This is a genomic window from Micromonospora fulviviridis (assembly GCF_014648395.1).
Taxonomy (GTDB): Bacteria; Actinomycetota; Actinomycetes; order Mycobacteriales; family Micromonosporaceae; genus Micromonospora; species Micromonospora fulviviridis.
Map to the genome: position 1 here is coordinate 97,100 of NZ_BMRA01000006.1, position 26,817 is coordinate 123,916.

Below are 26,817 nucleotides of genomic sequence, written 5' to 3' on the forward strand. Positions count from 1 at the left end.
ACCAGGCTGCCGGCCACCAGGCGTCACAACGCGCTGAAGCATTCAAAAGTAGGCACAAGGTCCAGGTGAAGACCGGTTCTTGTTTCGGAAGGACGGGGTGGCCGATCACGCCGCAGCAGTTGCGCCGACACCACCACGCGACCGCCGAATGAGGCGGCTGGGACCTGCTCCTGTCGACTCATCGGCGCAACGTACACGCTCGCCATCTACTTCGAAAGGCTCGCAACGGCAGGCGGGCTCGGTGCCTCCGTGAGCGCATGACCGGCGTCGGCGTGCATCCGCTCATGCCGCGTCGCGAGTCACGCAACGTAGCCAACTCACGGGTGCACGCATCCGGACGTGCCGAGATCAGTGCGTTCCAGGTTGGGGTGGAACCGGACTTCTGGCCTAGACGATCTTCGGAACTGACTTGCGTAGGGTCACGGCCGTGATAGCGGTGATAACGGCGGTGATGACCGCAAGTGAAGAGAACGCGTTGGCGATGTTCGTGTGATCTGCAAGTGTGGCGACCAGTACGGTGATCACAGCACTCAGGCCGAGGCCGGCCGCGTTGGTGGCGCCGAAGACCTGGCCGGCCCTACGCTCGGGCATGCTGGCCAGCAGCAGGCTACGGGTTGCTACCCGGGCCAGCCCGACCAGAGCGCCGGCGATGGGGATGCCCGCCAGGAGAACGGACAGATGCAGCGGCTCCACGGCCACGATGACCGCACAGCCGACGATGCCGATGACTGCGATGCGAAGATGGCCGAACCTGGCGGGAAGCCGGGGGTAGAGGGCGGCGGCGGTGACGAACCCGACCCCGGCCAGTGCGTCCACCAGTCCGTAGATACCCGCGCCCTGGTGGAAGCCTTGGTACACCAAGACGATCAAGACGGTGTTGCCGACCATGGTCAACACCGTGCAGGTGGCGTAGAGAAGGCCGAGGCGCAGCAGCGGTGCGGCGGTGCGGCCGGTCGGCGTGCCGTTGCCGATAACCGCCGGCTGGGCATGCTCGGCGCGGGCAGGGCCCCGGCCGATCAGATACATGGCCAGGGCCGAGGCGAGGAAGGTGGCGCCGTTGAAGAGGAACAGCGGCGTGGGCCCGAACAGGTGGATGGCGAATCCTCCTACCGCTGCGGAGAGCAGACTTCCGGCCTGCAAGGCGATCTCGTAGTGCGCGCTGAACCGGACGAGGCGACCCGGGGCGACCCGCTCCTTCATCAGGGCGTTGCTGGCTGGCATGAACATCGCGGCCAGCGCGGCGAGCGCGAAACTGACCAGGTAGGCCACAGGTGTGGTCGCCCCGCCCAGCAGCAGCCAGACCGGCAGCACTAATGCCGCTAGGGCGCTGGCCGCATCCGCGATCAGGCACAGCGTCCGCCGGTCGTAACGGTCGGCGATCCGCCCGAACACCAGCGACAGCAACGCCGGTGGCACGGACGCCGCGATGAACAGCCACCCCACCGACAGTGCGCTGCCCGCGGTCGTGAAGACCAGGATCGCGGAGGCGACGAGCTGGATGCCGTTGCCCAGGCTCGTGACAAAGGTAGCCGGCAGGAGCAGTCGCTCGGCTCGACCCCCCGTCGGTGGCGTAGCCAACGGTTCGACTGGCGGCACGCGAGAATCGATCGATGCGGTCCGGGCCCCAAGCATCTGCGTGGGCGGGCTGGTGGTGGTCATGTGCACAGCCTCCGGGACTTCCCTGGCAGGCGGCGTCAGTGAAGTTGGGTGGCCTCGAGCACACCAGGCGAGTTCGCCGCGACCACGCCTACCAGCCCCATCCCCACCAGGCTGACCAATCCCCGCTGCCGCCATCCCGATAGCGAGCCCACGTCGCAGAGGGCGTCCTCACCTGATGCGGTGAAGCGTTCGACCATGCCGCGTTCCGTGCGCACAATGCCGCGGTGCGCGCGTTCGGTCGCGGGTCAACTCATCAGGACCTGGGTGACACTCCGCCGCCTGTAGCACCTGCCGGGGCCTGGGCCAAGGTCGACGACCTGATCCGCGCGGGCGGCGACGGATGGAAGGAACTCACTGACCTCAATCGCCGCCCGGCGGGTAAACGGAGCCGCTCGAACCCGGGCCACCGCAACACATCCGCATCTGACGGCACTGCCGTGTGGTACGACTGGCGGAAAGCTAGACAGAAGCTGCGGAAACGGGCGAGCATATGACGAGTGGGGCAGCCGGGCTGGTGCGGCGACCCGAGGAACCACGAGCGACGTACCTGGAACTGTTCTTCGACCTGGTGTTCGTCTTCGCGCTCGCACGGCTCTCGCAGGGGCTGCTGGAGAATCTGAGCTGGAGCGACGCCTTCCAGACGCTGGTGTTGCTGCTCGCCCTGTGGACGGTTTGGGCCCAGACGGCGGGGCTCACGGACAGGTTGGACCCGCAGCAGCCGCTGATACAGCTGCTGGTGATCGCGACCATGTTCGGCACCCTGCTGATGGCCGCCGCAGCGCCGGAGGCGTTCGGCGAGCATGGTCTGGTCTTCGCAGGCTTGTACGTCGCCACCCAGATCGGTCGCAGCGCTGGCGCCGCGCTTCTGCTGCCGGGCCACGAGGCGCAGGGCGCCTTCGTCCGGCCACTCTTCTGGTCCTGCGTGTCCGCGGTACCGTGGATCGCGGGTGCTGTCGTGCACGGCACGGCGCGTGGGATGCTGTGGGCGCTGGCGGTGGCCATGGAGTACGGGGGAATTGCACTCGGCTTGCCCACACCGCGGCTGGGTCGCGCGCGTGCAGCCGAGTTCGCAATCTCCGCCCCACATCTGGCCGAGCGCTACCGGCAGCTCTTCATCATCGCGCTCGGCGAGCCCATCCTGGTCACCGGTTTCACCTTCAGCCGCGGCGGGTTCGAGCCCGACCGGATAGCCGCGGTCGTCATCGCGTTCACCACCACGGCGCTGCTGTGGCGGATCTACATCCACCGCGCCGGGTGGCTGCTGGCGGAGGCCATCGCAGCCGCCCCCGACCCATTCCGCGCGGTCATCCCGGCGAATTACGCACACCTGCTCATGGTCGCCGGCATCGTCGCCATCGCCGTCGGTGACGAACTTGTCATCGAGCACCCGCTCGGACACACACCACCTGCCTGGATCACCGTCATCCTCGGCGGACCCGCGCTGTTCCTCGCCGGACGGGGCATGTTCGAGTACACGGTGTTCGGCCGGGTCTCCCGCTCCCGGCCGATCGGGGTCCTCGTACTCGCCGCCATATCACCGGCGGCGTACTTCCTGCCGCCGCTGCTGGTCGCCATCGCACCTGCCCTCGTCCTGGCCGGAATCGCCATATCCGACGCAGCCCGTGCCCGAGGACGCCCACCCGAGCCACCCTCACCACCCGGCTAGCCGGAAAGCGTCACCCACATCCCGATGATGTTGACCCGGTTGCATGGACATTTGTTAGGCGGCAAGTGCCAACGGGGCGATCCTCTCGTAGTCGGCCGGGCTGCGGTAGTCCAGGGCGCTGTGGCGCCGTCGGCGGTTGTAGAAGGTTTCGATGTAGTCGAAGACGGCGGTGGCCAGCCGGCGGCGACTGGCCCAGTAGTGGCGGCCGAGCAGTTCGGTTTGCAGGGTGGCGAAGAAGCTTTCGGCCATGGCGTCGAACCAGTCGCCGACGGTGCCCATGGAGACGGCAATGCCGGCGGCGTTCAGGGCTCGAGCGAAGGCCAGGGAGGTGTACTGGGCAGCCGCGGTCCGAGTGCACCACCGTGCCAGCCGGGTCACGTAACCGGATCGCGTTGTGCAGCGCGGCGATGGCCAGGGAGGTTTCATGCGGCTTTCGATGCTGTACCCGACGATCGGCCGAAGTACACGTCCTTGATCGCGCACAGGTAGAGCTTGCCCTCGCCGGTCGGGGTGTTCGGTGATGTGGGTCAGCCACAGCCGGTTCGCCGCGTCGGCGGTGAACACCTTTTTCACGTGGTCGTCATGCACGGGCGGGCCGGTCCCGGCGGGCCGGGCCCCGTTCCTTGGCGAACACCGACCAGATGCGCTGCACCCTGCACCGCCTGGGCCACCCGGTTGGCGCCGGCGGCGATGCCCTGGGCGGCGAGTTCGTCGGCGATGAACCGGTAGCCGAACGCCGGATCGTCGTGGTGGATGTCCAGGGCGGCGTTGATCAGATGCGCACCGTCCCAGTCCCGCTGCGACACCGGATCTTTGCGCCAGGCGTGGAACGCCTGCGGGGTGAAGCCCAGGACCCGGCAAGTCACCGCGAGGGGGATCCCGTCCGCGATCAGGCCGAGGACCAGCGGGTAGGTCATTTTGGGGCGATCTCCCGAACGAAGAACGCCGTGTTCTTCCCTGTCTTGCGGCCGCTCGGGGCGGGAACAGCTGCTGTCAATCCCCTCGAAGTGTGGAGACTTCCGCTATGCGGCCGTGGAGCCCCTAGCCTCTGCCATGTATCGCTCGTAGTCGATGGGTAGGTCCCCCGCTTTCGCGGAGCATCCTGCCCCCGATCTTCCGGGACTCATCAAGCAGCCGTCACCGACGATTCCGCGAGACTCCGCAGCAACGGAGGCGAGCCGCGTCACCGGGCTGCGTCGTCCGTCCTGATCGGCAGCCGCGCGGCGAGGTCCCGGACGGCATGCCGGTATTCCTCCTGCGTGTGATAGGCCCAGTGCCCTTCCACGGGTGGGGGCACGGTGTCGTCGGGGTCCACGGTCAGGCTGCGGGGGTCACGCAGCCGTTCGTCCACGGTCTGCGCGTCCCCGTCCGCTCCCCGGCCGGCGCGACCGGGAAAGATCGGCCCGCTGATCGGGTCGGTGTACCGCCACAGGTTCCGCCACCGCCAGCCGATCCGCTCGCCCACCTCATGCAGCGTCGGCTCCCCGAGGTAGGCCGGAGACAACCGGGCGTAAAGCCGGTGCAGCGGCGAACCGTGGGTGAGCAGGGCAACCCTGCTCACCGTCGCGGGCGGCAGTTGCAGCAGCGTGACGACCGCCAGCACCGACCCCTGGCTGTGCCCGCAAAGGACCACGCCACCCTTGCGGGCCAGGGCGGACACCCGCTTGCCGAGTTCGGGTACGGTCCGCCGTCCGTAGGACGGCGGCGCGAAGGGGTGGATCGTCCGCGGCCAGAAGGTGCCCAGGTCCCACAACACGGCCAGCACGCGACGTGTGTCGGGTGAGCGGTAGGCCTGCACGCCCAGTATCGCCAGCCCGACGACGAGCAGGCTGATCACGTAGATCCCCACGTCGGTCAGGTGCGCGACGACCAGTTCCGGCTGGCCCGTCCCCCCGATCAGCTCCGCGGCGAGCCGAGTCGGGCCGATGCCGACCAAGTCGAACGCGGCCGCGCCGAGGCCCGACGCGGTGATCGCCAGGAATACCACCAGCACCGGGCCGAGCCGGTCGACCAGGTGCGACCGGGCGATGATCTCCCGGAGCTCCCGGAGCTCGCGGAGCCGGGGCTCGGCCTCTGGCTGCGCGTCCGGGTAGTCGTTCCTGATGTCGCGCTCGGCCATCGCGCGGCGGCGGGCACGGCTGAGCAGCATCGACCAGATCGCCACCGCTGCGGTGGTGAGCAGGGCGACGAATCCCGCGAGCGCTGCCCACCAGTAGGACACGGGTGGCTCCAGGGGCGGCACGCCCGGCGGGTCGAGCCGGGCCGGATCGGGGACGATTCCCCGGTCGAGCCAGTCGGCGACCCAGTACACCAGCGTTGCCGCGAACGCGGCGGCCACGCTGGCCGCAGCCGCCCCGACGAACGGGGTCCCCAACCCGAGCAGGGCCGGCCGGTCTGGCCCGCGGCGGGTCCGCAGGCGGCCTGCGGTGACCAGGGTGAGTGCCACGATCAATGCGGCCTGCGCACCGAACAGTCCAGCGGTTTCGCCCTCGAATCCAGGCATCTGCGCGGGCTTCGGATCGGCCGCGGGCAGGGTCAAGGCGTAGCCCAGGGTCAGGACGGTCAGGACGTTGGTGACTGCGCGCAGCAGCCGCCCGGAACGGGTCGGCGACAGTCCGCCCAGCGCCGTACGCCGGCACAGCAGCAGCCCGCACCACCCCAGCACCCCGATCGCGATGCCGAGCAGCGGCATTCCCACGGTGCCGCCCCCGAGTGGCACCAGGGCGGTGAGCAACACCGCATCCAGCGTCGCGGCACCGAGGCAGAAATGGATCCGGCGCAGCCACACCACCGAGGGACCGTCGTCCCAGAATCCGGCAGCGTCGAGCGAATCGACGGTGGGGCGGCCCTGAGTCCCCCCGAACGCGGCGAAGGTGCGGGCACGTCGGGCACTGATGCCCCAGACGATCTGAAGCGCCACCAGCGGGACGAGCGCGAGCACGGCCAGTCGCGGGCCGACCGGCATCGCCGACAGCCAGGACAGGTACGGACGACCGGCGACGCAGGGCTGGTAGGAGGCGCACTGCCAACCGATCAGGTCCACCGAGACGCCGGCGATCGCCAGGACAAAGCCAGCGGTCAATGTGCCACCCAGGAGTCGGCACAACGCGGCGAGCAGGCTGAATCGGTCCGGAGCCGCCGGCCGGAGCCACACCGTCAGGTTGCACAGCATGAACGGCAGCAGCACCAACAACAGCGCGCTCACCAGCTTCGCTCCGCCGGTCAGGCCACCCCACCGGTAGCCCTCGACCGTCATCTCGGCAGCCCCGTCCGCCGCCCCGGCTCCCGGCCGGGGACGGTAGAAGCCCGCGTGGCGGTCGCCCGCGACCTGGACCAGGTCCGGGTGGCCGACCACTTTCGTCGCCGATGCCCCGGCGACACCGTGCACCCGCAACTCCACGACGTCGTCCATCGCCCTCTACAACGGCAACCGGCCGCAAAGGATGCTCGACGCCTGGCCGCCGGCGCCGCCTGGCCGCCCCCCAAGAGCAGCCGGTTCAAGGTCTGCGACAACGGCCGGCTGCGACTGCCGCAAGGTCGGCGACCTCGCGGTCCGCTGGTCCCGCACACTGCCGTCGGACCCTTCGTCCGTGGCGATCATCCGGGACGGGCGCACGCCCGGGTGGCCGACACCCGGCGGGACTGGCAGCACAAGCTCTCGACGCAGATCATCCGCGAGAGCGGGCCACGGAGTGGCGGGTCCTGGACACCGTGTTGAGAGCTTCCCACGCCGCTGGGTCCTTGCCCGGGTCCGGGCAGTTCAGGGGATTGCGAGTGGCAGCTCGGACCAGCCCGCTGAACGGCCGGTCGCGTGCAAGTTCTGCGTCGTCGGGGGAGAGCCCGAACTCGGCGGCAAGTAGTACGTCGATCCCTTCGGCTGTTGTGCCGCGCAGCGCCGACTGCCGGGGGACGAGCCGCGACCGATTGCCGGGTTCCGGTTTGAGGGCGGCGCCAACTCAGCCTGCGGAGCCGTACGCCCGCAGGAACGCGCGTACTCCGGCGGAGGTCAGCCGGTCGGCCTCCTCCGGCGGGAGCGGCCTGACCCCCCAGTAGGACCGTTGCGTGATCTCGGTTGAGATCAACGCCATGAAATGGGCGGCGGCCTGGGCCGGGCTGCCGTGGACGTCGATCAGGCCACGATCGCCCAACGCGGCCATGGCAGATGCCACCTCGCGGCCCACCACGCGCGGTCCGGCCTCCTGCCAGGCATCCAAGACCTCTGCCGGGATGTGCCCGGCTTCCGCGTAGATGTGCCGCACCAGCGAGAAGTGGTAGCGGAAGTCCGTTATCAGGACGACCCAGGCGCGGGCCAGAGCGAGCAGGTCACGTTCAAGGTCGTCAGGATGCGGCGGACGCTCCGGGTCCAGGTACCTCCGCAGCTGCGCGAGCTGCTCGTCTCTGACCCGCTCTGCGCTCCACTGCACGATGGAGCGGAACAACTCCTCCTTCCCACCCGGGAAGTGGTTGTAGATGGTGCGAGTCGACGCCCTGGCCTCGGCGGCGATTGTGTCGATGCTGGCCCGGGAGTATCCGTCCCGTCCGAAGACCTCGCACGCGGCCTGCACGATCGCCGTCGCCTTGTCCACCCGGCCCCGCCGCGGCTGGGCCGTCCTTGTCTTGTCCTCTGAGCCCATGCCGGTCATCGCTTCATCTTCCCACATGTCGATCAAGGCGACTACAACGATCGTTGTATCTTCTGCAACGACCGTTGTAGGCTACCTGACGTGCAGCGAATCGTGGCAATGAAATGAGAGAACGAGGGGAGATCGCGATGTCTGACTTCGCACCTTCGAACGATCCCGCGCTACGGGTCGCCGTCATCATCGGAAGTGCTCGTGTCGGCGGCGCCGGACTGTCGGTCGCCGAGTGGTTCACCGGCCATGTGGGCCACCGCCCTGACATCGATCTGGACGTTGTCGATGTCGCCGGCCTGAATCTTCCCGTGTCCATGCCCGGGCGGGACGGCCTTCCCGCCCCCGCGCCGGGGACTCAGGCCGCTCTCGCCGACGTCAGCCCACGGCTGGCCGCCGCCGAGGCGTTCGTCGTCGTCACGCCCGAGTACAACCACAGCTTTCCGGCCTCGTTGAAGAACCTCATCGACTGGCACTACACCCAGTGGCAGGCCAAGCCGATCGGCTTCGTCTCCTACGGCGGGTTGAGCGGCGGGCTTCGCGCCGTCGAGCAGCTTCGTCAGGTTTTCGCCGAGCTGCACGCCATGACTGTGCGCGACTCCGTCAGCCTGCACGGGCCCTGGTCCGGGCTGGGAGAGGACGGCAGACCGCTCGATCCGGCGGTCTGCGAGAGTGCCGCCAAGAACATGGTCGACCAGCTGTTGTGGTGGGGCCGCGCGCTGCGCACCGCTCGCGCCGAACACCCGTACGGTCTGTGACGGGGGATGAGCGCCGTCACCGGACCGGCACGGACCGCCGGATCCGCCGCCACTCTCGCCCGTACCGCTGGTGGTCGTCGTCATCGGCTCGATCACGGCCGTGCGCGACGTGACCATCGTCGACGTCGCTCTCCATCCGTTGGCGACGGAGTTCGACGCGCCACTCGCCACCGTGCAGTGGGTCGCCACCGGCTACACGCTCGCTCTGTGCGGCGTGACCCCGCTGGCTGCCTGGGCCATGAGCCGCTTCGGTGCCAAACGCGCCTACCTCACCGCGTTGGCCCTGTTCACCGGCGGCTCCGCCGCTAGCCACCCGGGCCGGAGCCCGGTTTAAACCATCCCGCCACACGACAAACCCACCACCAAAGGAATGATCTCGTGATTGACGTACCTCTCTCTGTCCTCGATGTCGCTCCGGTCGCCGCCATCGGATCCTCCGCCGAGGCCCTCCGGCACACCACGGCGCTCGCGGTCCGCGCCGATGAGCTGGGTTACCGGCGGTTCTGGGTGGCGGAGCACCACAACACGCCGTGGGTCGCCAGCTCGTCCCCGGCTGTGCTGATCGCCCATTTGGCGGCGTCGACCTCGACGATCCGGGTCGGCTCGGGCGGCGTGCAGCTACCCAACCATGCCCCGCTGGCGGTGGCCGAGCAGTTCGGCACCCTGGAAGCGCTGCACTCGGGCCGGGTCGACCTGGGCATCGGCCGGACGTCCGGCACCGACCAGGTCACCGCGCTGGCCCTGCGCCGGACGACGAAGGGCCTGTCCGCCGAGGCGTTCCCGCAGGAGTTTGACGATCTCATCGGGTACTTCACCAGGCGCGAGAACCGGATGGGGATCACCGCGATCCCTGCGCTGGGCAACATGCCGAAGATCTGGCTGCTCGGATCGGGCGGGTTCAGCGCGCAGATGGCCGGCATGCTGGGCCTGCCGTTCAGCTTCGCGCACCACTTCAGCTCTGCCAACACGTTGCCGGCACTGGCCCTGTACCGGCAGCACTTCCGCCCGTCGGAGTACCTCGACAAGCCGTACGCGATGGTCTCGGTCAACACGATCTGCGCGGATACCGACGAGCGCGCGGAGTACCTGGCCGGCCCGGCGATGCTGTCCTTCCTGCGCATGCATACCGGCCAGGCGCAGCTGCTAACCAGCCCCGAGGAAGCGGCCCGGTACCCATACACGCCGCAGGAGCTGGAGCTGGCGCGGTCGCGGTTCGAGGGGCAGGCGCTCGGCTCCCCGGAGACCGTGGCCCGCCAGCTCGCCGATCTGCGCGAGCGCACGGGTGCGGACGAGCTGATGCTGACCACCCAGGTCTACGACATCGAGGACCGGATCCGCTCGTTTGAGCTGATCGCCAAGCAGGCGGCGACCCTTTGACCAACGGCCGGCCGCGGGCGAGGCCGGGGGAGTCTGCCACCCGGCCTCTTCGAGTGACTTCTCGTCCGCACCGAATTCCAGGGCGTCGCGCATGACGCCCTCGACGTCTTCCGCGGTGGCGTCGTCGAGGCCGGTCGGGCAAGGACCATCCGCACATGAGGGCGCCGGTCTCAGCCCGAGGGCGTCACCGCCTCGGACCCCTGGGCCAGCCGCTCGTAGCAGACCAGTGCGATGAGGAAGGCGGTGAGCAGGCCGAGCGCGGCCAGGGAGGGCATGCCTCGGGCCGCCGGCAGGAGGAGGAGGGCCACGCCTGCGGCGACGAGTTGCGCTGGCGGGGCGGATCGGACGGCAAGCCGCAGGAAAAGCAGTCGGCCGGCGAGGTAGAGGACCACCCCGCCGTACAGCGCGGTAGTCGAGGTCCAGTCCAACGGCTCCCCGAAGGGGTGCTGAGGCCGGTTGCGGGCCAGGTCGGCGAGGACCTGCTCGGTGCCCAGCGCAAGGTAGATAACCCCGGCGATCAGCGGTAGGAGACCCAGGCTGTACGCGTCGCTGGCTATCTTGTCGCGCCGAATCCCCGACGCCTGCACCAAGGCTTGTTCGGCGGTCGCCGCGGCGTTGGCGAAGTAGAGCCACCACAGGCACACCGTCATGCTGAGGCCGAGCAGCGCCGCTACCAGGACCGGCCAGCGGGCCACCGCCGTCCCGGCCCCGCTTCCCACCGAGATGAGGGACTCGCCAAGGGCGATGATGAGCACGAGGCCGTGCCGTTCGGCGAAATGCCTCGGGCTGCGTAGCGGCCACCCCCCGCGGAAGACATAGGCGACGCGTCCGCCGCCAATGTCGATGACGAACGCCGCCGCCCACAGAAGGGTCTGCGCGGTGCCGCCCAGCACCGCGCCGAGGATGAGCACTATCCAGCCCAGTGCCGTCGGGACCGCGAAGATAAGCAGTTTGCCGCGCAATTGCCGGTCTTCCGCCGCCGCGTAGAAGTAGAGGGCAAGTTGCACCGCCCGTATCACGATGTAGGCCACGGCCAGGGTCAGCGGTGCGTTCACGTCGCGACCGTGCCGCCAGGCATCGGGTATCACCAGGGCGGCTACGAAGGTGGCAGCCATCGCGATCACCGTGCCGGCGGGGACCAAACCCTTGTCGGCGCGGGCCTGGTTGCCCAGCCAGGTGTAGGCCCCCCAGGAGATCATGAGGAGTAGCAGCAGGAGCATTCCCTGCGCCATGGACAGGAGCGTTGGTGGTTCCCCCATGAACGCAATGAGCCGGGTGAGGGCGAAGACGAACACGATGTCGAAGAAGATCTCGAACGTGGTAGCCCGGTGCGTCTCCTCGGTCAACACCGGTCGGAACCGGGAGATATGCCTCATAGGCCCCTCTTCTTCGCCCACCACTCACCGGTAGCCGATCGGCCGTCCGTAATGGTCGGTGTATCGCGAGCCATTCGGGGTGACGGCGTCGACGTACAGACTCGCGTGCCCAGTTAGGTACGCGGATTGGTTGGCATCACGCAGCTGTTTGAGGAACGTCCGGTCATGCCGCGTTCCGCGCGCCGACTGTGTCGCAGACCAGTTGGCGGACGAGCGACATCAGTCGACGGAGGACACGGCGCAGACCGGGCTGGGCGGGTTCAACTGGTGTGGCGCAAGGAGCTCGGCGAGCCGCTCCGATGGTTTCATGTATCCGAGCGTCTTCGTGGGCGATTGTTGAGGCTTCGTGCGTAGCGGGCGAGGTCCTCCGCGGGACTGGAGCGCAAGAACGGGTGGACGCTGTCGACCAGCATGCACCGGCAGTGTCCCGCAGACTTGGGTTGATGACCGGGACCGGTGCCAGGCCGGTTAGCCAGCAGGCCTCACCCGTCCTCAAGGTCCCGAACCGTCTGGTTCGCGGGTTTCAGGAAGCGGGGCGCCCAGGACGATGTCTTGGTTTACGGGTGCCGCTGGATCGAGGAGAAGCTGCGTGACCGCGGCTGGGCGGCCCGGCATGATGGCAATAACCACGGCGACAACCTCGCTGAAGCCAGTAGCCGCGTATTCTCCGTTCCGGTCGGTGCGGGTGCGGACAAGCTGGCGGCCGTGCGGGTCGATCACGGTGACCGTGGTGCCTGGCAGCGGCTGACCGGACGGATCGGTGACCCGCCCGGTCAGCATCGGCTCTTCGTCGCCGAAATGGTGCTGGTGTGGGGCAAGGGCGACAGGCTCGGGCAGCATCACCGTGGGATCTTCCGCAGGGGGCCTGGGGACATACTCGGTCATGGTCTGGTCTGCTGCCTCCTGCGCCAGGCGCCGTTGCTGCCTGAGGTAGCCGAGCAGGATGAGCGTGACGCCGGCAGCGGTCCAGGCGCAGAGCACGACTGTCGGCCGCAACAACTGGCGATTGCCGAAGTAGCCGACGCTGCGCAGGGCATCGGTGGCGTTCCCCATGGGCAGGATCGGGTGCAGGAACCTGAAGAAGCCTGGCAGGAGTTGGACGGGGACAGCGCCGCCGCTGCTGGGCACGCCGAGCAGGACGAACAACGTGATCGCGATCCCGGGGAAGAACCCGCGGAAGAAGGGCACCAGGCCATAGGCGGTTAACGACACGGCCTGGGTCACCAGGAACAGGTACAGCAGGTACAGCGGATTCGGCGGGATCGCCTGCACCAGATAGGCAGCCGTGAGGTAAGCGACAGCGGCGGTAACCGCCCCCCAGCCGATGCTGGTGGCTACGTGTGCCCGCCGGTCGAAGCCCACCGCGCGCTGCATGGTGATCACCATGAAGTAGGCGGCGACAACGCAGGACAGGACGACGTACAGCAGGCTGGTGCCGGGGGCATCGCCCGGCACGGTGGGGACCAGTTCGCGGAAGGCGAGCGTGCCGCCGGCCCGTTCCGCAACGGCGGCGAAAGTCTGGCGGATAACCGGCTCCAGGGCAGCGCCGTTCGCCTTGGCCCCGTACAGCAGCGGATGGGGCCCGCCTGGCACGTATGCCGCGAGAGCGCTGAGGTGGAGGACGGCGGCACGGGCCTCGGCGGCATCGGCCGTCGGCCGGAGGGTGAAGCCACCCGGCACCGCCACGTCGAGCTCGTGCTGCAGCTGCGCCGTGGCGGCCGGCGACGCGGCCACTGCGATGCTGACGTGATGCGGCGCCGGGTGATGGAAGGCCGGCAGGTAGGAGAAGAGCAGCCCGGCCAGGAAGAGCGCCGGGAGCCACAGGCCCGTCGCGAGCGTGCGCACGGCTTCGCCGACGCGTTTTCTGTCTGTCTGACCCTGTGTCACACCGCCACGCTACGCGAAAGCTGCAGCAATGCAAAATTTCATCAGTGCAGTATGATGTTCGGATACGCTGACACGCGCACGTCGCGGAAAGGACTTGGTCTCCATGCAGGCAGCAGCTCCAGGGCTCCGGGAGCGCAAGAAGGCCGAGACCCGCGCGGCCCTCCGCGCAGCGGCCGTGCGCCTGTTCCTCGAGCGTGGCCCCGCCGCCGTCAAGGTGAGCGACATCTGCGAGGCCGCCGGGGTCTCCGCACGGACCTTCTTCAACTACTTCGATGCAAAGGAGGAAGCCCTCCTGCCCTGGGACAAGCACCTCATCGAAGAAGTCATCACGGGACTGGCCGCACGCCCGGCCGCCGAGCCGCCGCTAACCGCGGTGCGCCAGGCGATCGAGCAGACCCTTCCCAGCCTCACCGCCAGCACCGGCTGGCAGGCCTGTGACAGGGTGCTCACGGCGTACCCCGAACTGCGCACAACGATCTTCCACGGGATGATCCGCAACGAGACCAAGCTCGCCGATGCCCTCGCCGAACGCGCCGAGCAGACAGGCGGCAGTCTCTACCCGCAGCTCCTCGCGGGCGTCGCGGCGTCAGCGTTCCGCGCGGCCTTTAGCGTCTGGGCGCCGGAGACCGGGGCCGCAGGCCTGCAAGCGCTCGTCGGCGAAGCCTTTGACCGGCTCGCCGCCGGCCTTCCCCCGAGTCGACCTGACCCGGCGAGCACCGCCGGCCGCCCGCTTGCTGGGGAGGCTGGCGACGGCCAGTTCAGCCAATCGGGCGGCGCTCAGGTTAACCACCACCTCCGCCAAACCGTGCCTTGGCTGCTCCGTCGCCCTGGTGACAGTCAGTGACACTGGGCGGCCGTGGCGCAGGCAACGCGACGAGCACCCTCGATCAGCCTGACCGGCATGTGAATCCCGTGCACCGAAATGCCGCAGACCGTGCGCCCGCTCGGGCCGACGCACGGTACAGGGCGAGCGCTGTCCGTTCCCGGAGAGGGCTGGCAGGCTCAGTCGAGCAACCAGCCGTGTAGCTGCGTGCCGTACGGAGTCAGGGCGAGCACCGCCAGCGCGCACCACACCCCCGTGCCGATGACAAGCCAGCCGAATCCCTTCCGATCGCCGATCCGCCAGGTGCGGACAAGGGATGCCACCCCGAGAACCAAGGCCACGAACGCGACCGGGTAGACGAACATCGCCACCACCCGACTGATCTCGAACACCCACACTAGCGGGTTCCACAACGAGTCCGGGCCGGCTGGCGGAAGCGAGTCCTTCGGGTCGCCCAACCGTTCCAGCCGCGGGTCTAGCACAGCCGGGAGATCGCCGGTGTGCAGCGCGGCCACGAGCAGCACACCGAAGCTGCCGACTAGGCACACCGCCAGCAACAGCAACTGCGCCGATACCACGACGCGGCCGCCGAATGAGGCGGCCGAGACCTGATCCTCGCGACTCATCGGCGCAACGTACACGCTCGCCGTCGACTTCGAAAGCCCGCGTCGACAGGCGGGCTCAGTGCCTCCATGAGCACACGACCGGCATCTGCCATCATCCGCTCACTGGGGCAAACTCTTCCTGTCGGCGGTCTCGCCGGGCAACGTGTCTGGTGTCTGTGATCTGGATCGTCGGCGCATCTGGTCTCCACCGGGCCACCGCCTTGTCCGCTCGACTGTCCTTGGGCCGCGCTGGTCACCCGTTGTCAACGACCGTTTGAGAGCCCGGGACGTCGCGCCGTTCCGATTTCCGGGTTGTCGCGCGAGGCCAGCTCCTCGTCTTCAAAGATGTGAGGGGGCGGCCCATATCCACGAATCCTGGGCCGCCCCGCACGTCATCGAGACCAGGTCTTGTCGTCTGTCATGTGGCCGGCCAGGCAGAGGCTCCGTCAGCGTGGCTGACCCCGCGAAGGACCTTGTGTTCCCAGTGTGAGGGGCGGTCAGCACCGGAAGGGGGTGGCGGCATGGACCAGGACGCGCGCGAACAGGGCCTCCTCACCGCCCTGACCACCGAGCATTTCGTTCTACAGACCTCGCGCAATGCCACGATCGCCGAGTCCGTCGGGCGGGCGACCGTGTTCCTGTCACTGCTGTCCGCAGTCCTGATCGGGCTGGGCTTCGTCTCCAGCAGCGGACAGTTGGTCAAGCCGTACCTCGGCGCGGTGCTGCCGACCCTGGTGATCACCGGGCTACTCACCTTCGCCCGGCTAGTGCAGAACATGGTAGAAAACTCGCTGAATCTCAAGCGCATCCAGCACATCCGCGCCTACTACCACCGCCAGTTCGCCGGCCAGCACGGCTTCTTCGCCGACGCGATGACCGGCGAAGGCGACACGCGAACGATCGCGGCGGCGGTCGGCAGCAGCCCCTCTCGCTGGCAACTGCTACTGACCACGGCGGCCATGGTGGGCGCCGTCAATGCACTGCTGTTCGGCTCCGGCGTGGCCTTGCTGACGGGAGTGGCCAACGGGTCCGCCACGTTGGCGATCGCGCTTGGTGTGGCGGTTGCACTGGTCGCCTTCGCCGCACAGCTCACGTACATCAGGCGGGCCTCGATCTGGCTGAGCGACTGATCTGCTGGGCCGAGCATGGCGCTGCCTGGGTCTGAAGGCTGGCATCCAGGTGCGCCGGCTCGGTACTTCGGTCCTCGGCTGGCCGGACCGAGCACGTTTACCCCTCGGCCGATTTGGTACTCGAACCCCGACTGCAAGGTCAGGGCGCCCGGCCCAGCCTAGGTGCGGATAGCCGGCATCGCCTGCAGGCCAGCATGGCAGAAACGAACACTCCAGCCAGTAGGAAAGGAAAGCCACATGAATGGCCGACCGAACATCGTTCTCGTCCACGGCGCGTGGGCCGACGGGTCCTGTTGGAGCGGCGTTATCGAGCGCCTACAGGCCGCAGGCTACCAGGTGACGGCTCCGCAGTTCCCCCTGACCTCGATGGCCAATGATGTCGCCCGGCTACGCCAAGTCCTGACGTTGCAGGACGGCCCGACGATCGTGGCGGGGCATTCCTACGGCGGCCACATCATGACAGCCCTCGGCACCGACGCGCCGAACGTGGCTGCGCTGGTGTACATCGCGGCCTTTGGCCTGGACCAAGGGGAGTCGCTCGCCGCCTTGCTGTCGCAGGGACCCACACCGCCGGCGCTGGAGCACTTGTTCACCGACCAGCAAGGCTTCATGTGGCAGCCGCAGGACGACTACGTGCAGCACTTCGCCGCCGACGTCGACCCGGGCCGAGCCAAGGCGATGCATGCCGCACAGCAGCCCATTGCCGGCCCCATCTTCGCCGAAGCAATGGGCGTCCCGGCCTGGAAGTCCCTACCGTCGTGGTACCTGATCGCCACGCAGGACCAGGCGATCCCGCCGGACGCGCAGCGCATGTTCGCCAGCCGCATGGGCGCGACCACCACCGAAGTGCCAGCCAGCCACGTTCCGATGGTCTCCCACCCCGACGAAGCGGCACAGCTCATCAAGACGGCAGCCGACGCACGGACCGCAGTGCCGGCTGGCCGAGCAGCCAGACGATAGAGCCGCTGTGTGTCAGGTCGGCATGGCCGCACGGCGCTTCTGATCTTTCCCGATGTGGCGATAGATGACGTTCGCCAGGCATCGCTTCAGGGCGCGGGCGGGCTTCGGCTGGTGTCTTGCCCTCGCTGATTTTGCGCAGGTAGTAGACCCTTCCCGGGCCCGGGTCGAGGGCTGGCAGACGGCAATGGTGTGTAGCGCGGAGTTGAGTTGGCGGTTGCCGCCGGTGTTGAGCCGGTGCCGGTTGCGGTTGCCGCTGGATGCGTCCAGCGGTGACGTGGCGGTGTAGCTGGCGAAGTGGTTGGAGGTCGGGAAACGGGTGACGTCACCGACGTGGCCGAGGATCTTCGCGGACGGGACGATCGCGATGCCGTGGACCTCGGACAGGGTGCTGCCGGTCGCGGCGACCGCGTCGCGCTGGGCTACTTCGTTGGCTTTGAACTGGCGGTCGACGCAGCGGAGGTCAGCTAGGAGATCGCGGGCCAGGTCCCGGCGGCACGCGTCTGCGGCCGGGTTGTCCGGAGCAGGGCGCAACCTGTCCGCGGACAACCTGACGGGAGCGCCACCGGGGGATGAGGTCGCGCAGCAGCCCATGGAGGCGGTTGAGGATGCGGGTGCGTTCATGGGCCAGGTCGTCGCGTCGCTCGGCCAACAACCGCAGGATGCTGCTCTGGTCCTCCGCCGTGACCTGACGGAGTGTATGAGGTGACCAGGATATCGCCTGTTTCGAGATCGGCCTCGGCCATGTCCAGGATGACGCGAGTTTGGATCTTCATCCAGCGGATTGGGGTCGGTTGGCCGTGCCTATCGCGTGCGTGGCTGCGGTGATGATGGTGGGATGGGCGGTGAGGTCTTATTCGGGGTGGAGCTACGGGTGGCGCGTCATGCGGCCGGGCTGACGCTGGAAGAGCTCGCTGAGGCGTCCGGGGTGAGCGTGCGTGCGCTTAGCGACATGGAGCGAGGGCGGGCTTTGGGCCCGCAGCGCCGCACCGTGGTGTTGATCGCTGACGCGCTGAAGCTTGATGGCGAACGCCGGACCGCGTTTCTGGCCAAGGCCAGGGCCGGGCGGACGCGACCGGCATCCTTGGCGGCCGCGCCGAGCTTGTGTGAGCTGCCTGTATCGATCAGCGATTTCACCGGACGGGTGGCGGAACTGGCATGGCTGTTGCAACTGGTGGAGTCTGATGAGGCCATGGGGCGCTCTGGCACGGCCGTGATCTCCGGTGGTGCTGGGATGGGTAAGACGACCCTCGTCATCCGGGCTGCGCACCAGATGCGGGACCAGTTCCCTGGCGGCGTGCATTTTGTTGATGCGCTGGGAATGAGCGAACGCCCGGTGGCAAGTGGGGAGATCTTGACCCGTGTGCTGCGGGCGATAGGTGTTCGCGATGCCGAGATTCCGCGAGACACGGCCGAGCAGGCCGGGCTTTACCGTCAATTGCTGCGGGAGAAGCGCGTCCTTATGATGGTCGACAACGCAGGATCGGAAGCGCAGGTACGCCCGCTGATGCCCGGCGGTGGACGCAGTCGACTCCTGATTACCAGTCGCCGTCTGCTGGCTGGGCTGGAGGACGTACAGCGGCTGCATTTGGATCCGATGCCAGACAGTGACGCGTCCGATCTGCTGCGGCGCATCCTGGCCGAGCGGGCGGACGTGCCCGACGACCATGATCTGAAGGATTTGGTGGACCTGTTGGGTGGGTTGCCGCTGGCAGTGCGCATCGTCGGCAACCGGCTCGTATCCCGGCCGATCTGGACCGCAGCCGATCTGATCACCCGGCTGTCGGTGGCCGAGCGTCGGCTCGACCAGCTCGCCGCGGGCGATCTGAAGGTCGCGGCGGCGTTCGGGATGTCCTATGAGCAGCTTCCCCCGGTCACCCGGCAAGTGTTCAGGCGTGCTGCATTGGCCAGGGGCCCGGACTTCAGTGCCTGGCTCGCGGCCGTGGCCGGAGAGGTGACGATTCCCGAGGCCGAGGACCACCTCGACGACCTGGTGGACCTCGGGTTGATGCAGGCGGCGCACAGCGGCCGGTACCGGTTGCATGATCTGGTGCGTCTATACGCTCAGCAGCGTCTGGAAGTTGACGAACCGACTGCCGCTGTCACCGCCGCCCACCGCAGAGTGAATACCTGGCTCCTTGCGAACCTGACCGACGCCGGCTCCTGGTTTTCACCCCAGCCGCCCAGTACCGACGGTTCATCCTTCTGCACCGCCGCGGACGCGGAGGCATGGATACGGGCCGAGGCCGAACTGTGGCTTGCGGCGCTCGACGACGCTGCGACAGCCGGCGACCATCAAGCCGTGGTCGACGCTGTGCAGGCCGCGAACTGGTTCGCGGGCCGCTGGCGACACTGGCCGCATTGGAGCAGGGTCTTCACGCTCGCCTACGACTGCGCGGTGCAGCTCGACGATCTCGGCAGGCAAGCGGGGTTCCTCAACCGATTGGCGCGCACCTACACAGTGCTGGGCCAAAACGCAAGCATGGCGGTCGGGTACGCCGAGCGGGCCTTGGCGCTCGCCCGATCGGCCGCAGACGGCTGGGAGGAAGCCGCAGCGTTACAGAACCTCGCCCGCGCCCGCGTCATGCTCGGCGACTTGCCTGGTGGCCTCGACGCCGTCCGTGCAGCAGAAGAACGCTTCCGGCACCTCGACGATGTCAACGAGGTCTGCCAGACACTCTTGGGCCGCGGCGACATCGCCCGCAGCCTCGGCAACATCGACGAAGCCCTGGACTGCTTCCAGCGCGTCCTGGACATGGTGGAAGACCCGGCGTCAGGAATGACACCATCGATCGCGGCGATGACGCTGCCGTATGTGCTGTCCATGTCAGCGCGGGCCTTGGGGCTGATCGGGCGCAATGCTGAGGCTGTGCCCCGGGCGCTGCGCGCTGCGGACCTGTTCGGCAGTATGCAGATGCTCGACGCTCAGGCCCGGGTCCTGCGGATTCTGGGCGAAGACCTTTACCGAGCCGACCAGGCCGCCCAAGCGCGCGACTGCCTGCTGCGGGCGGCGGAGATCTACGGGTTGATCGGCAGTCACGATGAGGCGTCCCGTTGCCGGGACAAAGCGGTGGCCGTCACCGGCGATGCAAGCCGCTCCTAGTTCTGCATGCTGTTCTGCCTGTTGCCGCACCTGTGCCGGGTCTTGCATGGAAGGCGAACCGGCGGGCGCCCGAGCCCGCCGCTCTGAAGATCTCAGGAGCATTCCATGAGCACACCCACCGTGCGCAACGTCGTGCTGGTGCACGGCGGCTTCGTCGACGGGTCAGGATGGCAGGCCGTGCACCGGCTGCTGACCAGCGACGGCTTCACCGTCAAGGTCGTGCAGAACCCAACCCTCTCGCTGGAGGGCGACGTCGCCGCGACCCGGTACGTCCTCGACGGTCTCGACGGGCCGGCCGTCCTGGTCGGTCACTCCTACGGTGGCGCGGTCATCAGCGAGGCCGGCACCCACCCCGGTGTTGCCGCGCTCGTCTACATCGCCGCATTCGCGCCAGACAAGGGCGAGTCAGTCAACACGCTGATCGCCGACCCGCCGCCCGGTGCACCTGTCCCGCCGATCCTGCCCCCACGCGAAGGATTCCTGTTTCTCGACCGGGACAGGTTCCACCACTCTTTCGCCGGTGACCTGCCTGCCGACGATGCGGCCTTCCTCGCGGACTCCCAGGTGCCGTGGGGTGTGGGCGCACTGGCCGGATCGGTGACCGAACCCGCGTGGCGGCACAAGCCCAGCTTCTACCTGGTCGCCACCGAAGACCGCATGATCCCGCCACCGGCCCAGCGGACCATGGCCCAACGCGCCGGATCAACCATCGTCGAGGCCATCGGCAGCCACGCCATCTACGCCTCGCAGCCCGGAGCTGTCGCCGACCTGATCCGCCAGGCTGGCCGCTAGCCTCCGCCAGCACAAGGAGCAGACAAAGATGTCGACCCACTTCTCCCGCCGTACCCTCGTCGCCACAGCCGGTGCCGCTCTGGCCACCACGACCGTCGGCCTCGCGGCCGGCTCGGCCGCTGAGGCCGGCCGTCCCCGTCCATCGAAGCCCACCGTCCTGCTGGTGCATGGTGGCTTCGCCGACGCCTCCGCCAGCTGGGACGGTGTCATCGCCCGCCTGCAGGACCGCGGCTATCCGGTCATCGCCCCGGCCAACCCGCTGCGCAACCTCCCGTACGACTCCGCCTACGTCGCCAGTGTGCTGGCCAGCATCAACGGGCCGGTCGTCCTTGCCGGGCACTCCTATGGCGGCGCGGTCATCACCAATGCCGCCGCCAGCGCCCCCAACGTCAAAGCGCTCGTCTACATCGCCGCGTTCGTTCCCGACGTCGGCGAAGCCCTCGGCGAGCTCATCGCCAAATACCCGGGCAGCGAAATCCAGGCCGCCCTCAACCCGGTCCCGTACCCCAACCCCGACGGCAGCACCGGCACCGACCTCTACCTGCAAGCCGACCAGCTCCGCCGGGTCTTCGCCGCCGACCTGCCCACCTCCACCACCACGCTGCTGGCGGCGACGCAGCGGCCGTTCAGCGCACAATGCTTCGCCGACCTGACCCACGCCGCCGCCTGGCGGACCATCCCCTCCTGGGGCCTGGTCGCCACCCAAGACCTGGCCATCCCGCCAGCGTTGCAGCGTTTCGAGTACCAGCGGGCCAACGCCCGCGGCACGGTCTCGGTGGCCGCATCACACTGCGCGATGGTCAGCCATCCCAAGCTCACCGCCGACCTCATCGAACACGCCGCCAACAGCATCAACTAGCCACCTACCTGCCGGGCTGGCCCCAACACCGGGCCAGCCCGCTCACCTGCCCGCAAGCAGCTGAGCCCAACTACGGGCGCGGACGTCAAACCAGCCATCAACGATGCCAGCCCGACACACCGTGTGAGCAGGCGTCCGTGCCGTTCCCGCGGGTGCCGGGGCGGCGGCTCTAAGTTCCGCTTCGACGTCTGAACCCTTCGGGCTGCGCGCGGTCAGCGTCCTGGAACTGGCCGCCGACGCCGAGGGGCGGCCCGGCCGGGCCCGTGAGGAGGGCGCCTGGCGGGTCGTGGCCAGCGTGGGAGAGGCACCGGCGTGCAGTCCCAGCGCGGGAGAGACGGCCGTACCGGTCGACGACCGGCTCACCGTGGTGCTGTCCGGCCGCCGTCTCGAAGCCGCCGACCGGCGGGTCGTCGAGGCCTTCGCAGCCCAGGCCGCCGTCGCGCTGCGCCAGGAGCGCCTGGCCGAGGAGGCCGCCACCGCCCGCCCACTCGCCGTCGCCGACCGGATGCGCACCGCACTGCTCGCGGCGGTCAGTCACGACCTGCGTACGCCGCTGGCGTCGGCCAAGGCCGCGGTGTCCAGCCTGCGCAGCCACGACGTCGAGTTCGACGCCGATGACCGCGAGGAGTTGCTGGCCACCGCCGACGAGTCGCTGGACCGGCTGGGCCGGCTGGTGGCGAACCTGCTCGACATGAGCCGGTTGCAGGCCGGCGCGCTCGGTGTCTCCGCCACCGCGATCGGGCTGGAGGGCGCCGTGCCGCGAGCGTTGGACGAGCTGGGCCCGATGGCGGCCGATGTCACCACCGACATTCCGGCCGACCTGCCGGCCGCCGAGGCCGACCCGGGGCTGCTGGAGCGGGTGCTGGTCAACATCGTCGCCAACGCGCTGCGGCACAGCCCGTCCGGGCAGCCACCCACCGTCACCGCGAGCGCCCACGCCGGACAGGTCGAGCTGCGGATCATCGACACCGGCCCGGGCATCCCCGAGGACCAGTGGGAACACGTCTTCCTGCCGTTCCAAACGCCTCGGCGACCGGGACAACCAGACCGGCGTCGGACTTGGCCTCGCCCTGTCCCGCGGCCTCGCCGAGGCGATGGGTGGCAGCATCACTCCCGAGACCACCCCAGGCGGCGGACTGACCATGGTGCTGCGGCTGCCCGTCACCGCGCAGACGATCTCGGAAGGGCCGCCGGAATGACCCGAATCCTTGTCGTGGACGACGAGCCGCAGATCCTGCGCGCCCTGCGGATCAATCTGCGTGCCCGCGGCTACGACGTCGAGGTCGCCGACAGCGGCGCCGCGGCCCTCAAGGCCGCGGCCAGCCACCCGCCGGAGCTGGTGGTGCTCGACCTGGGCCTGCCCGACCTGGACGGCGTCGACGTCATCCGAGGGCTGCGCGGGTGGACCACCGTGCCGATCATCGTGCTCTCCGACCGAGCCGGCAGCGAGGACAAGGTCTCCGCCCTCGACGTCGGCGCCGACGACTACGTCACCAAACCCTTCGGCGTCGACGAACTCCTCGCCCGCATCCGCGCGGTCACCCGCCGCCTCACCGCGACACCGGCCGACGCTCCGGCGCCCGCCGCGACGGCCGCCCCCCCGGGTGGGCCGGCACACCGTCAACCTCGTCGACCGGACCGTCACCCGCGACGACGGCGTCGAGGTGCGGCTCACCCCCACCCAGTGGGCCATGCTCGACAAGCTGCTGCGCCACCCCGGCAAGCTGATCAGCCAGCGGTAGCTGCTGCACGACGTGTGGGGCCCGGAATACCAGCACGAAACCAACTACCTGCGCCAGTACATGGCCCAGCTGCGTCGCAAGCTCGAAGACGATCCCGCCCGCCCCCGGCACCTGATCACCGAGCCGGGCATGGGTTACCGATACCGGCCCTGACCAGTCGCGGTGACGCGTGGAGGCCGAATCGAATCTGCGGCGCGGGCTTGACCCTGACGCTGCGTCAACCCTCCATGCTGGCTGCCATGAGCATTCCGGCAACACATCCGGCCCACGAGCCGGCCATCCACGTGCGGGGCCTGGAGAAGTCGTTCAAGGATCTGAAGGTGCTGCGCGGCGTGAATTTCGACGTGGCGCGGGGGAGTATCTTCGCTCTGCTCGGCTCGAACGGGGCCGGGAAGACCACGGTGGTGCGGATCCTGTCCACGCTGCTCAAGGCCGACGCGGGCACTGCCCGGGTCAACGCCTTCGACGTCGCGACACGGGCCGCCGACGTACGCGAGTCCATCAGTCTGACCGGGCAGTTCGCGGCGGTCGACGAGATCCTCACCGGGCGGGAGAACCTCATCCTGGTCGCCAGGCTGAGGCACCTCAAGGACCCGGGCGTAATCGCGGACGACCTGTTGAGGCGCTTCTCGCTGACCGAGGCGGGCGCCCGGAGGGTGGCGACGTACTCCGGTGGGATGCGCCGCCGCCTGGACATCGCGATGAGCCTGATCGGAAACCCGCCGGTCATCTTCCTCGACGAGCCGACGACCGGTCTCGACCCGCAGGCGCGCATCGAGGTGTGGCAGGCCGTGCGGGAACTCGCCCAGAGCGGCACCACCGTGCTGCTCACCACCCAGTACCTCGACGAGGCGGAACAGCTCGCCGACCGGATCGCCGTCCTCCACGAGGGCCGGATCATCGTCGACGGCACCCTCGCCGAGCTCAAGCAACTCCTGCCACCCGCCCAGGTCGAGTACGTCGAGAAGCAGCCGACCCTCGAGGACGTCTTCCTCACCGTCGTCGGCGCCCGAACCGAGAAGGAACAGCGATGAACAAGCACTTCCTCGGCGACACCGCCGTCCTCCTGGGCCGTTCGCTGCGCCACATCGCCCGCAGCCCGGACACCATCATCACGACCGCGATCATGCCGATCGCCTTCATGCTGCTGTTCGTCTACGTCTTCGGCGGCGCGATCGAGACCGGGTCCGACTCGTACGTGAACTATCTGCTACCCGGCATCCTGCTCATCACCATCGCCTCGGGCATCTCCTACACCGCCTACCGGCTCTTCCTGGACCTGCAGCGCGGCATCTTCGAACGGTTCCAGTCCATGCCGATCGCCCGGCCCTCCGTGTTGTGGGCGCACGTCCTGACCTCGCTGGTCGCCAACCTCATCTCGCTCGTGGTCGTCGTCGGCGTCGCCCTTCTCATGGGCTTCCGCACGGGAGCCGGCGTCCCGGGATGGCTCGCGGTCGCCGGCATCCTGATCCTGTTCACCCTGGCGCTGACCTGGCTCGCCGTGATCCCCGGCCTCACCGCGAAGTCGGTGGACGGCGCGAGCGCGTTCTCCTACCCGCTCATCTTCCTGCCGTTCATCAGCTCGGCCTTCGTACCCACCGACACCATGCCCGGGCCGGTGCGGGCCTTCGCCGAGCACCAGCCGGTGACCGCCATCGTCAACGGGATTCGAGCCCTGTTCGACCAGCAACCGGTCGGCACCGACATCTGGACCGCCCTGGCCTGGTGCGTCGGCATCCTCGTCGTCGCCTACCTCTTCGCCACCATCACCTACCGTCGGAAGATCTCCTGAGCCGGGGTCGACCGGACCGGGTGAGATGAGGGCAGGATCCACCGCATGCTGACCATCGGCCAACTGGCGGCGTACGCCGGCGTCACCGTGCGAGCGGTGCGGCACTACCACCAGATCGGACTACTGCCCGAGCCGGAACGGGATGCCTCGGGCTACCGGCGCTACGGCGCGACGGCAGTCGTGTCCCTCATCAAGATCCGCACCCTCGCCAACGCCGGTGTGCCGCTGTCCGAGATCGGTCGGCTGCTCGGCGCCGACGACTCGACCTTCGCCGAGGCAATCGAAAGGATCGACGGTCACCTGCGCGACGAGATCGGACGGCTCGAGACCAGCCGCAAGCAGATCGCGCAACTCACCGCCGGGGACAGTCTGGTGCTCCCGGTGGAGGTGACCTGCTATCTCGACCGGCTTCGCCAGATCGGGGCGTCGCCGCGGATGGTGGAGGGAGAACGGGACGGGTGGATCCTGATCGCGGCGCGCTGGCCGGATCGCATCCGCGAGTGGATGCCCGCGAAACTCGCCGAACTTGACAACCCACAGGTCGTCCGGCTCTACCGCCTCATCTCGGAGATCCTCGACAGCGACGCCGCGGACGACCCACGCCTGGAGGAGGTCGCCGACATCATGGCCGCCCTGGCCGAGCAGGCATTCGCCGCCGGCGACCCCGACCCCGGCGACGAGACGCACGACGACCTACCGTTCGACCTGCTGGACGCGCTCGCCGTCGAGTACGACCCGCGGGCGCGGCGGCTGCGGGACCTGATGCGCCAGCGCGGCTGGGCCCGCTGGACCCGGCTGGAGCGGCTGACCGACCCCCCCGACTGACGTGCGGACGTCGACCACTCACGCCTGCGGCAGGCTCGGATGGCCACGTTCGCCGGGCAGCAGAAGTCGCGCCTCAGCCCCGACCTGCGCCCCTGACGCCGGCCCGACAGAACAAGGGGTCAGCCAGGCATCCGTCGGGCCGTCACGCGTCCGCCACCGCGCCGACCTGTGGCCATGCCGGGGCATCCCCCGTCAAACCGGATCCCGGCACCGCGGCACTGGCCGACAGGTCGAAGGCTCGAAGGATGACGTGCACGGCCACCACCTCCGCCCCACCACGCCGCCGGAGGTCGGCCACCGCCCGGTGGAGCACCGTCCGGCTCGTCGAGGCCATCCTCACGATCGCGTCAACGTCCGCCGCGATCCACCAGGCACCCACCGCGCACGGCTCCGATCGCAGGAAGTCCAGCAGGTGGCTGCCCGGCGTGGCAGAGGTCAGCCGCACGCAGACGAGGGCCTCATGCATCCGCTCCGGCACCTCGAACGGGAGATGCCCGGCCGGTCCGGTGTTGACCACCCGACCCGCGTCAGGCACCGACGGTCCCTCGCCGCCCACCCCCACCAGCCACCGATCCCGCTGGCTCATCCGCCACGATGTCATGCCACCCATGCTCGCGTGCTGGGCACTCGACGGCGGGCGTCGCTACAGCGAATTCACGCCGCCCCGGCGAATCTTCACACGACCTTGACGGGCGCGACCGTACGCGTCTCGGCCTCGCGGCGGGTCAAGGGCGTCGGCGTCAGAAAGGCGTGAAAAAGTCGGCCCTCCGCGTTAAATCCGCGTAGCGGCGGCCGCCGTTCCGCCCTGCCGGCCCGATCATGGGCGACGGAACGT

General features: G+C 68.8%; 24 protein-coding genes and 2 pseudogenes. 15 read left to right on the plus strand and 11 right to left on the minus strand.

Annotated features, from left to right (window positions below):
- Positions 1-387: 387 nt before the first annotated feature.
- Together IEY96_RS17335 and IEY96_RS17340 are read right to left on the minus strand one after the other, a co-directional pair.
- Entirely contained in the window at positions 388-1,659 is a 1,272-nt protein-coding gene (locus tag IEY96_RS17335; protein WP_189195844.1) for an MFS transporter, read from the minus strand.
- 35 nt (positions 1,660-1,694) lie between these two features.
- Positions 1,695-1,856: a hypothetical protein gene (locus tag IEY96_RS17340; protein ID WP_189195845.1), complete on the minus strand. Its 162-nt coding sequence runs from the start codon at positions 1,854-1,856 to the stop codon at positions 1,695-1,697.
- A gap of 317 nt (positions 1,857-2,173) precedes the next feature.
- Between IEY96_RS17340 and IEY96_RS17345 the strand changes: the two genes are divergently transcribed.
- The gene (locus IEY96_RS17345; protein ID WP_229791638.1) at positions 2,174-3,325 is read left to right on the plus strand and encodes a low temperature requirement protein A; all 1,152 of its coding nucleotides are present in this window, start codon (positions 2,174-2,176) and stop codon (positions 3,323-3,325) included.
- A 54-nt stretch (positions 3,326-3,379) separates the two neighbouring features.
- Here the strand turns inward: IEY96_RS17345 and IEY96_RS33365 are convergent, their stop codons facing one another.
- The 4 genes from IEY96_RS33365 to IEY96_RS17365 form a co-directional block, all read right to left on the minus strand.
- The gene (locus IEY96_RS33365) at positions 3,380-3,889 is read right to left on the minus strand and encodes an IS3 family transposase (RefSeq protein ID WP_373293589.1); all 510 of its coding nucleotides are present in this window, start codon (positions 3,887-3,889) and stop codon (positions 3,380-3,382) included.
- 5 nt (positions 3,890-3,894) lie between these two features.
- Positions 3,895-4,242, minus strand: coding sequence for a transposase (locus IEY96_RS33370; protein WP_189195848.1), 348 nt, complete (start codon positions 4,240-4,242; stop codon positions 3,895-3,897).
- Between the two features lie 266 nt (positions 4,243-4,508).
- Positions 4,509-6,737, minus strand: a complete 2,229-nt coding sequence (locus tag IEY96_RS17360; RefSeq protein WP_189195849.1) for a hypothetical protein — start codon at positions 6,735-6,737, stop codon at positions 4,509-4,511.
- A gap of 544 nt (positions 6,738-7,281) precedes the next feature.
- The gene (locus IEY96_RS17365; protein ID WP_229791709.1) at positions 7,282-7,986 is read right to left on the minus strand and encodes a TetR/AcrR family transcriptional regulator; all 705 of its coding nucleotides are present in this window, start codon (positions 7,984-7,986) and stop codon (positions 7,282-7,284) included.
- A gap of 110 nt (positions 7,987-8,096) precedes the next feature.
- Here IEY96_RS17365 and IEY96_RS17370 point away from each other — a divergent pair, with 110 nt between their 5' ends.
- The 3 genes from IEY96_RS17370 to IEY96_RS17380 all read left to right on the plus strand — a co-directional run bounded on the left by IEY96_RS17370 (position 8,097) and on the right by IEY96_RS17380 (position 10,091).
- Positions 8,097-8,714: an NADPH-dependent FMN reductase gene (locus IEY96_RS17370; RefSeq protein WP_229791639.1), complete on the plus strand. Its 618-nt coding sequence runs from the start codon at positions 8,097-8,099 to the stop codon at positions 8,712-8,714.
- Between the two features lie 70 nt (positions 8,715-8,784).
- Entirely contained in the window at positions 8,785-9,048 is a 264-nt protein-coding gene (locus IEY96_RS17375; protein WP_189195851.1) for an MFS transporter, read from the plus strand.
- Between the two features lie 44 nt (positions 9,049-9,092).
- Positions 9,093-10,091 (plus strand): LLM class flavin-dependent oxidoreductase, encoded by a 999-nt coding sequence (locus IEY96_RS17380; RefSeq protein WP_189195852.1) that lies wholly within the window; start codon positions 9,093-9,095, stop codon positions 10,089-10,091.
- 170 nt (positions 10,092-10,261) lie between these two features.
- Here IEY96_RS17380 and IEY96_RS17385 read toward each other — a convergent pair whose 3' ends face one another.
- Both IEY96_RS17385 and IEY96_RS17390 read right to left on the minus strand, forming a co-directional pair.
- Positions 10,262-11,440 carry a low temperature requirement protein A gene (locus IEY96_RS17385; RefSeq protein WP_229791640.1) on the minus strand — a complete coding sequence of 393 codons (1,179 nt, stop codon included), beginning with the start codon at positions 11,438-11,440 and terminating at the stop codon, positions 10,262-10,264.
- Between the two features lie 519 nt (positions 11,441-11,959).
- A complete protein-coding gene (locus IEY96_RS17390; protein WP_189195854.1) occupies positions 11,960-13,354 on the minus strand; it encodes a carboxypeptidase regulatory-like domain-containing protein in 1,395 nt (464 codons plus the stop codon).
- Between the two features lie 103 nt (positions 13,355-13,457).
- Between IEY96_RS17390 and IEY96_RS17395 the strand changes: the two genes are divergently transcribed.
- Positions 13,458-14,198: a TetR/AcrR family transcriptional regulator gene (locus IEY96_RS17395; RefSeq protein WP_189195855.1), complete on the plus strand. Its 741-nt coding sequence runs from the start codon at positions 13,458-13,460 to the stop codon at positions 14,196-14,198.
- Between the two features lie 158 nt (positions 14,199-14,356).
- On the opposite strand, the gene IEY96_RS17400 is transcribed toward IEY96_RS17395, so the two are convergent.
- Entirely contained in the window at positions 14,357-14,803 is a 447-nt protein-coding gene (locus IEY96_RS17400; RefSeq protein WP_189195856.1) for a hypothetical protein, read from the minus strand.
- A gap of 500 nt (positions 14,804-15,303) precedes the next feature.
- Here IEY96_RS17400 and IEY96_RS17405 point away from each other — a divergent pair, with 500 nt between their 5' ends.
- Together IEY96_RS17405 and IEY96_RS17410 are read left to right on the plus strand one after the other, a co-directional pair.
- Entirely contained in the window at positions 15,304-15,912 is a 609-nt protein-coding gene (locus IEY96_RS17405; protein WP_189195857.1) for a hypothetical protein, read from the plus strand.
- Between the two features lie 237 nt (positions 15,913-16,149).
- Positions 16,150-16,872, plus strand: a complete 723-nt coding sequence (locus IEY96_RS17410; RefSeq protein WP_189195858.1) for an alpha/beta fold hydrolase — start codon at positions 16,150-16,152, stop codon at positions 16,870-16,872.
- 12 nt (positions 16,873-16,884) lie between these two features.
- Here the strand turns inward: IEY96_RS17410 and IEY96_RS32705 are convergent, their stop codons facing one another.
- Positions 16,885-17,493, minus strand: coding sequence for a transposase (locus tag IEY96_RS32705; protein ID WP_373293590.1), 609 nt, complete (start codon positions 17,491-17,493; stop codon positions 16,885-16,887).
- Between the two features lie 214 nt (positions 17,494-17,707).
- Between IEY96_RS32705 and IEY96_RS17420 the strand changes: the two genes are divergently transcribed.
- From IEY96_RS17420 to IEY96_RS17455, 8 genes and pseudogenes are all read left to right on the plus strand, one after another.
- A complete protein-coding gene (locus IEY96_RS17420; RefSeq protein ID WP_189195859.1) occupies positions 17,708-19,972 on the plus strand; it encodes an XRE family transcriptional regulator in 2,265 nt (754 codons plus the stop codon).
- Positions 19,973-20,092: 120 nt separating this feature from the next.
- On the plus strand, positions 20,093-20,764 hold the full coding sequence (locus IEY96_RS17425) for an alpha/beta fold hydrolase (RefSeq protein ID WP_229791641.1): 672 nt from the start codon (positions 20,093-20,095) through the stop codon (positions 20,762-20,764).
- A gap of 28 nt (positions 20,765-20,792) precedes the next feature.
- Positions 20,793-21,623, plus strand: coding sequence for an alpha/beta fold hydrolase (locus IEY96_RS17430; protein ID WP_189195861.1), 831 nt, complete (start codon positions 20,793-20,795; stop codon positions 21,621-21,623).
- Positions 21,624-21,813: 190 nt separating this feature from the next.
- Positions 21,814-22,822, plus strand: a pseudogene (locus IEY96_RS17435) (sensor histidine kinase); the annotation flags it as partial.
- A pseudogene (locus IEY96_RS17440) lies at positions 22,819-23,518 on the plus strand (response regulator). The pseudogenes IEY96_RS17435 and IEY96_RS17440, both read left to right, overlap by 4 nt.
- Before the next feature lie 86 nt (positions 23,519-23,604).
- Positions 23,605-24,399: an ABC transporter ATP-binding protein gene (locus IEY96_RS17445; protein ID WP_229791642.1), complete on the plus strand. Its 795-nt coding sequence runs from the start codon at positions 23,605-23,607 to the stop codon at positions 24,397-24,399.
- Entirely contained in the window at positions 24,396-25,157 is a 762-nt protein-coding gene (locus IEY96_RS17450; RefSeq protein ID WP_189195863.1) for an ABC transporter permease, read from the plus strand. Before IEY96_RS17445 ends, IEY96_RS17450 begins: the two co-directional genes overlap by 4 nt.
- A gap of 45 nt (positions 25,158-25,202) precedes the next feature.
- Complete coding sequence (locus IEY96_RS17455) at positions 25,203-25,982, plus strand: MerR family transcriptional regulator (RefSeq protein WP_189195864.1); 780 nt, start codon at positions 25,203-25,205, stop codon at positions 25,980-25,982.
- A 142-nt stretch (positions 25,983-26,124) separates the two neighbouring features.
- Here the strand turns inward: IEY96_RS17455 and IEY96_RS17460 are convergent, their stop codons facing one another.
- The gene (locus tag IEY96_RS17460) at positions 26,125-26,499 is read right to left on the minus strand and encodes a hypothetical protein (protein WP_229791643.1); all 375 of its coding nucleotides are present in this window, start codon (positions 26,497-26,499) and stop codon (positions 26,125-26,127) included.
- Positions 26,500-26,817: the final 318 nt, after the last annotated feature.